This is a genomic window from Streptomyces sp. NPDC059456, from assembly GCF_042750055.1.
Taxonomy (GTDB): Bacteria; Actinomycetota; Actinomycetes; order Streptomycetales; family Streptomycetaceae; genus Streptomyces.
Genome location: NZ_JBHYVA010000629.1, coordinates 1 through 5,058, shown reverse-complemented (window position 1 = coordinate 5,058; position 5,058 = coordinate 1). Strand labels below are relative to the sequence as shown.

The following is a 5,058-nucleotide window of genomic DNA, read 5'->3' as shown; positions in this document are numbered from 1 at the left end:
CCCGATCAGGCCGCCCGGTGATCGATTTCCGCCGGTTCCCCGCCCCCGGGTACACTCCCCCACGTTGCTCGGCGAGGGACGCCACGACGGTGACCGCACCGGTCAGGACCCGGCCTCCTCCGGACACCCGCCCAGTGTCACACCCTGCCGTGACCGGGGCGATCGGGGCCGGCCGCGGCGAGCGCCTCGGCGACGAGGCGCCGCAGGTGGTCGTCGGCCAGGGCGTAGACCACGCGGCGGCCCTCCTTGCGGGTGGTCACCAGCCCCGACATGCGCAGCCGGGCGAGGTGCTGGCTGACGGCCGGGCGGGCGGCTCCCACCGCCGCGGCCAGGGTGCCGACATCGGATTCCGCCGAGGCCAGGGTGTGCAGGAGAGCGAGGCGGGTGCGGTCGGCCAGCAGGCCCAGGATCCCGGCCGCGGCCTCGAAGGCCTGCGGGCCGGGTTCTTGCGGGTGCGAACCGTGCGCAGGTGATAGGTGCATGCGTGCGCTCATACGCACATACTAGGCGCGTGGGCGTCCGCGTCCGCCCGTCCCCGTCGTCCTCGTCGAAAGCGAGCACGCTGTGAGCCACCACCACGAACACCACGACGGGGCGTTGCGGGCGCGGCTGCGGCACCGGCTCGCCCACGCCGCGCACGCGTTCACCCCGCACCGCCACGACGCGGCGGCCAAGGTCGATCCGGCGATGGAGACCTCCCGCGAGGGCATGCGCACGCTGTGGCTGTCGGTGGGCGTCCTCGGCCTGACCACCGTCGTCCAGGCCGCCGTCGTCGTCCTGTCCGGTTCGGTGGCCCTGCTCGGCGACACCGTCCACAACGCCGCCGACGCGCTGACCGCCGTCCCCCTCGGCATCGCGTTCGTCCTGGGCCGACGGGCGGCGAACCGCCGCTACACGTACGGATACGGCCGCGCCGAGGACCTGGCCGGGATCGTGGTCGTCCTCACGATCGCCGCCTCCTGCGCCCTCAGTGCGCACCAGGCCGTGGACCGGCTGCTCCACCCCCGTGAGGTCACGCAGCCGTGGGCCGTCGCGGGCGCCGCGGTCGTGGGCTTCCTCGGCAACGAATGGGTGGCCCGGCAGCGGATCCGCACCGGGCGCCGGATCGGTTCCGCGGCGCTCGTCGCCGACGGCCTGCACGCCCGTACCGACGGGTTCACCTCGCTGGCCGTCCTCCTCGGCGCCGGCGGCTCCGCCCTCGGCTGGAGCCTCGCCGACCCGGTCGTCGGCCTGCTCATCACCGCCGCCATCCTCGTGGTGGTGCGCGACGCCGCGCGCGAGGTCTGCCGGCGGCTGATGGACTCCGTCGATCCGGCCCTGGTCGACACCGCGCACGGCGCGCTGCTCGGCGTGCCCGGCGTACGGGGCACCGGGCAGGTCCGCATGCGCTGGATCGGGCACGCACTGCGCGCCGAGGCCGACATCGTCGTCGACCCGCACCTCACGGTGGTGCAGGCGCACGCCCTGGCCGTCGAGGCCGAACACGCCCTCATCCATGCCGTCCCCCGGCTGACCGCGGCCACCGTCCACATCGACCACACCGCCGGCCACGAGGACCCGCACGCCGCGCTGGCCCACCACGGGAGCCGGTCGGGCTGACGCACGCGGCTGCGGGGCCGGTGCCCGTCAGCGGTGTGTATGGAGTGGGCCGTTTCCCGTCAAGGGGGCGTCAGGGACCGGGGCGCGGGGGACGGGTGCGGGGATAGCTTCGGTGTCGCGCCCCGGACTGCCTCCCCGCACTCGGGGCGTCACCAGTCGCCTCTTGCGGTTCCTCAGGGAGGGCCCCATGTGTCTGTTCCGCCACGAAGACGATCCCGAGCCCGAGGAACGGGTCCCGGCCGGACTCCTGTACGTGCCCGTCCGGCCGGGAAGGGGAGCGGAAACGGTCATCCGGCTGTTCCGCACGCCCCTGGGCGCCCGTACCGCCGTCGGGTTCACCAGCACGGACCGGCTGGCCGCCACGCTCGGCGAGGGCCAGGGCTGCATCCGCCTGTCGGAGGCCGTGCTGCGGGAGCTGTGCGAGCCGCTCGGCGCGGACCTGGTCACCGTCGATCCCACCCTGTCGGCTCCGCCGGCCGCTCCGGCGCCCGCCCCGGCGGCGCGGTTCCGCCCGGGCCTGCTCCCGGTCCAGGCCGGCTGAGGGGGGAGCAGTCCATGACCACTGCCACCCTGTCCGAGATCGCGGCGGGCGCGGACGAGCTGTCCGTCTGGCCCGCGTCGACGACCCGGCTGCCGCACGGCGGTCTCGCCGTCGGCGGGGTCCCGCTGACCGAGATCGCGGACCGCTTCGACACCCCGGCGTACGTACTGGACGAGGGCGAGGTCCGGGCCCGGTGCCGCACCTACCGCGACACCTTCCCCGACTGCGAAGTCCTCTACGCGGCCAAGGCCTTCCTCTCCCGCGCCATGGTCCACCGGGTCGCCGAGGAGGGGCTGGGGCTCGACGTGTGCTCGGCCGGCGAACTCGAACTCGCCGTCACCGCCGGGTTCCCGCCGGACCGCATCCTGCTGCACGGCAACGCCAAGTCGCCCCGCGACATCGCGAGCGCGCTGCGGCTCGGCGTGGGCCGGATCGTCATCGACAGCCCCTCCGAGATCGCCCGGCTGGCGGCCGCCGTCGGACCCGACGGACATCAGAAGGTGCTGGTCCGCGTCGTCCCCGGCATTTCGGCCGGCGGCCACGAGAAGATCCGTACCGGGACCGACGGCCAGAAGTTCGGCCTCTCCCTCACGGACGGCTCCGCGCAGCACGCCGTCGCCCGCATCCTGGGCCAGCCGCAGCTCGAACTGGTCGGCCTGCACTGCCACATCGGCTCCCAGATCACCGACGTCAAACCGTACGCCGGCGCCGTGCGCCGCATGGTGGGCCTGATGGCCCGCATCCGTGACGCCCACGGCGTGGTGCTCCCCGAACTCGACATGGGCGGCGGACACGGCATCGCCTACCGGCCCGGGGAGGCGGCACTCGACCTCACCGCGCTGGCCCGCCGGCTGCGCGCCGAGCTCAGGGAGAGCTGCGCGGCGGCCGGCCTGCCCGTGCCCCGCCTCGCCGTCGAACCCGGCCGTGCGATCGTCGGCCCGGCCGGGGTCGCGCTCTACCGGGTCCTCGCGGTGAAACGCACCGGGGACCGGGTGTTCGTGGCCGTGGACGGCGGCATGAGCGACAACCCCCGCCCGGCCCTGTACGGGGTCCGGTACGCGCCCCGGCTGATCGGCCGCCGCTCAGCCGCCGATCCGCTGACCGCCACGGTCGTCGGCCGGCACTGCGAGGCGGGCGACGTCCTCGCCACCGACGTGCACCTGCCGGGCGACGTCCATCCCGGGGACCTGCTCGCGGTACCCGTGTCGGGCGCCTACCAGATCTCCATGGCCTCGGGCTACAACATGGTCGGCCGTCCCCCGGTCATCGCCGTCGACGACGGCACGGCCCGGCTCCTCGTGCGCCGCGAGACCCTGGACGACTTCCGCCGCCGCGACGTCGGCGACTGAGGCCGGTTCCGCGCCCGCACAGCCCCGTCCCGCCGGACCGGGCTCCGCACCCCGATCGCCGGGTGCGGGGCCCCGGGCCACCATGGAGGAGATCCGTTCGTACGGGGAACCCGCCCGGGAGGCGGCGATGGCGCACACCGAGGGAGCGGCCGCGGACGTCCTGGTGGCGGGCGCGGGGCCGGTCGGGCTGACGGCGGCCGCCGAGCTGCGGCGGCGCGGGATCTCCTGCCGCATCGTGGACCGGCTGCCGGCGAGGCTGCCGTACGCGAAGGCGGTGGGGATCCAGCCGCGCACCCTGGAGATCTGGGACCGGATGGGCTTCGTCCGGGCCGCCCTGGAGGCGGCCGTCCTGATGCGCGGGCAGCTGACCTACGTGAACGGCGTGGAGCAGCCCCGGCTGGACCTGGCGCTGCCGCCCGGGGTGCCGTACCGCTTCGCCGCTCTGCCGCAGTACGAAACCGAGCGGCTCATCGAGGAGTTCCTGGCGGGCTTCGGCACGCCGGTCGAGCGGGGCACCGGGCTCGTCTCGTTCGTCCAGGACGCCGACGGCGTGACCTGCCGGCTCACCGGCCCCGCCGGGGACGAGGAGGTCCGGACCCGGTACCTGGTGGGCTGCGACGGCGCGCACAGCACCGTCCGCAAGGGGCTCGGCCTGGGCTTCGAGGGCGGCGCCTTTCCGGAGGAGTACATGCTGGCCGACGTGGAGGTCGACTGGGACCTGCCGTACGGGTACGGGGTGCGCGCCATGCACCGGGACGCCGGGGGCGCCGTCGACGACGTCCTGGTGTGCATTCCGCTGCCGGGCGCCGGACGCTACCGGGTGTCCATGATGGTGCCGCCCGAGCTCTCCGCCGCCCCGCCGCAGGGCGGTGACGGGGTGGTGCACGGCCTGGAGGGCGCGCGGGCCCCGGGGCTGGGCCACATCCAGACCGTGCTGGACCGGCTGTCGCCGCAGCCTGTCACGGCGTCGGCCATGCGCTGGTCTTCGGTGTTCCGGATCAGCCACCGGCTGGTGGACCGGTACGGGGGCGGGCGGGTCTTCGTGGCCGGGGACGCGGCCCACATCCATCCGCCGACCGGTGCGCAGGGCATGAACACCGGGATCCAGGACGCCTGGAACCTGGCGTGGAAGCTGGCGCTGGCCGTGGAGGGCGCGGCGGCTCCGGCGCTGCTCGCGAGTTACGACGCGGAGCGCCGGCCGGTGGGCGAGGAGGTCGTGGGCCGTACCGTCCGGCAGTCCGCCGAGGGCGTGCAGGCCGACCCGGAGGACGCGGACACTCTGATGATGCGCCAGGCCCAGCTGCTGGTCGGCTACCGGGGCAGCCCCGTCGTCCAGCGATGGGAGCCGGACGGCGGGCCCGGGCCGCGGCCCGGCGACCGCGCACCGGACTGCGGCGGGCTCACCGGGGACATCGCCGCGTACCCGCTGCGGCTGTACGACCTGCTGCGCGGCCGGGAGCACGTGCTGCTGCTGTACGGGCCCGCCGCGGCCGCGGCCGGCCTCGCCGGGGCGGCCTCCGCGGTACGGGGCGCGGCGGCGGGGCGGGTGGGGGAGTGCGCGATCCTCCC

5 protein-coding genes are annotated in these 5,058 nt (G+C 75.4%); 4 read left to right on the top strand and 1 reads right to left on the bottom strand.

All coding sequences use genetic code 11. The features are described 5' to 3' along the window. Positions 1 to 137: 137 nt before the first annotated feature. On the bottom strand, positions 138 to 494 hold the full coding sequence (locus tag ACFXA3_RS35110) for an ArsR/SmtB family transcription factor (protein WP_385193832.1): 357 nt from the start codon (positions 492 to 494) through the stop codon (positions 138 to 140). Positions 495 to 564: 70 nt separating this feature from the next. Between ACFXA3_RS35110 and ACFXA3_RS35105 the strand changes: the two genes are divergently transcribed. From ACFXA3_RS35105 to ACFXA3_RS35090, 4 genes are all read left to right on the top strand, one after another. Then, positions 565 to 1,599 carry a cation diffusion facilitator family transporter gene (locus tag ACFXA3_RS35105; protein WP_385193830.1) on the top strand — a complete coding sequence of 345 codons (1,035 nt, stop codon included), beginning with the start codon at positions 565 to 567 and terminating at the stop codon, positions 1,597 to 1,599. Positions 1,600 to 1,786: 187 nt separating this feature from the next. Then, on the top strand, positions 1,787 to 2,140 hold the full coding sequence (locus tag ACFXA3_RS35100; protein ID WP_385193828.1) for an SAV_915 family protein: 354 nt from the start codon (positions 1,787 to 1,789) through the stop codon (positions 2,138 to 2,140). Between the two features lie 14 nt (positions 2,141 to 2,154). Beyond that, entirely contained in the window at positions 2,155 to 3,489 is a 1,335-nt protein-coding gene (gene lysA / locus ACFXA3_RS35095) for a diaminopimelate decarboxylase (RefSeq protein ID WP_385193826.1), read from the top strand. A 127-nt stretch (positions 3,490 to 3,616) separates the two neighbouring features. Next, positions 3,617 to 5,058, top strand: a 1,442-nt coding sequence (locus ACFXA3_RS35090) for an FAD-dependent monooxygenase (protein ID WP_385193834.1), incomplete at its 3' end; no start/stop codon positions are given.

Coding starts and splice junctions, on each gene's coding strand:
- ACFXA3_RS35110 (WP_385193832.1), bottom strand. CDS start 494: ATGAGCGCACGCATGCACCTATCACCTGCGCACGGTTCGCACCCGCAA.
- ACFXA3_RS35100 (WP_385193828.1), top strand. CDS start 1,787: ATGTGTCTGTTCCGCCACGAAGACGATCCCGAGCCCGAGGAACGGGTC.
- lysA (WP_385193826.1), top strand. CDS start 2,155: ATGACCACTGCCACCCTGTCCGAGATCGCGGCGGGCGCGGACGAGCTG.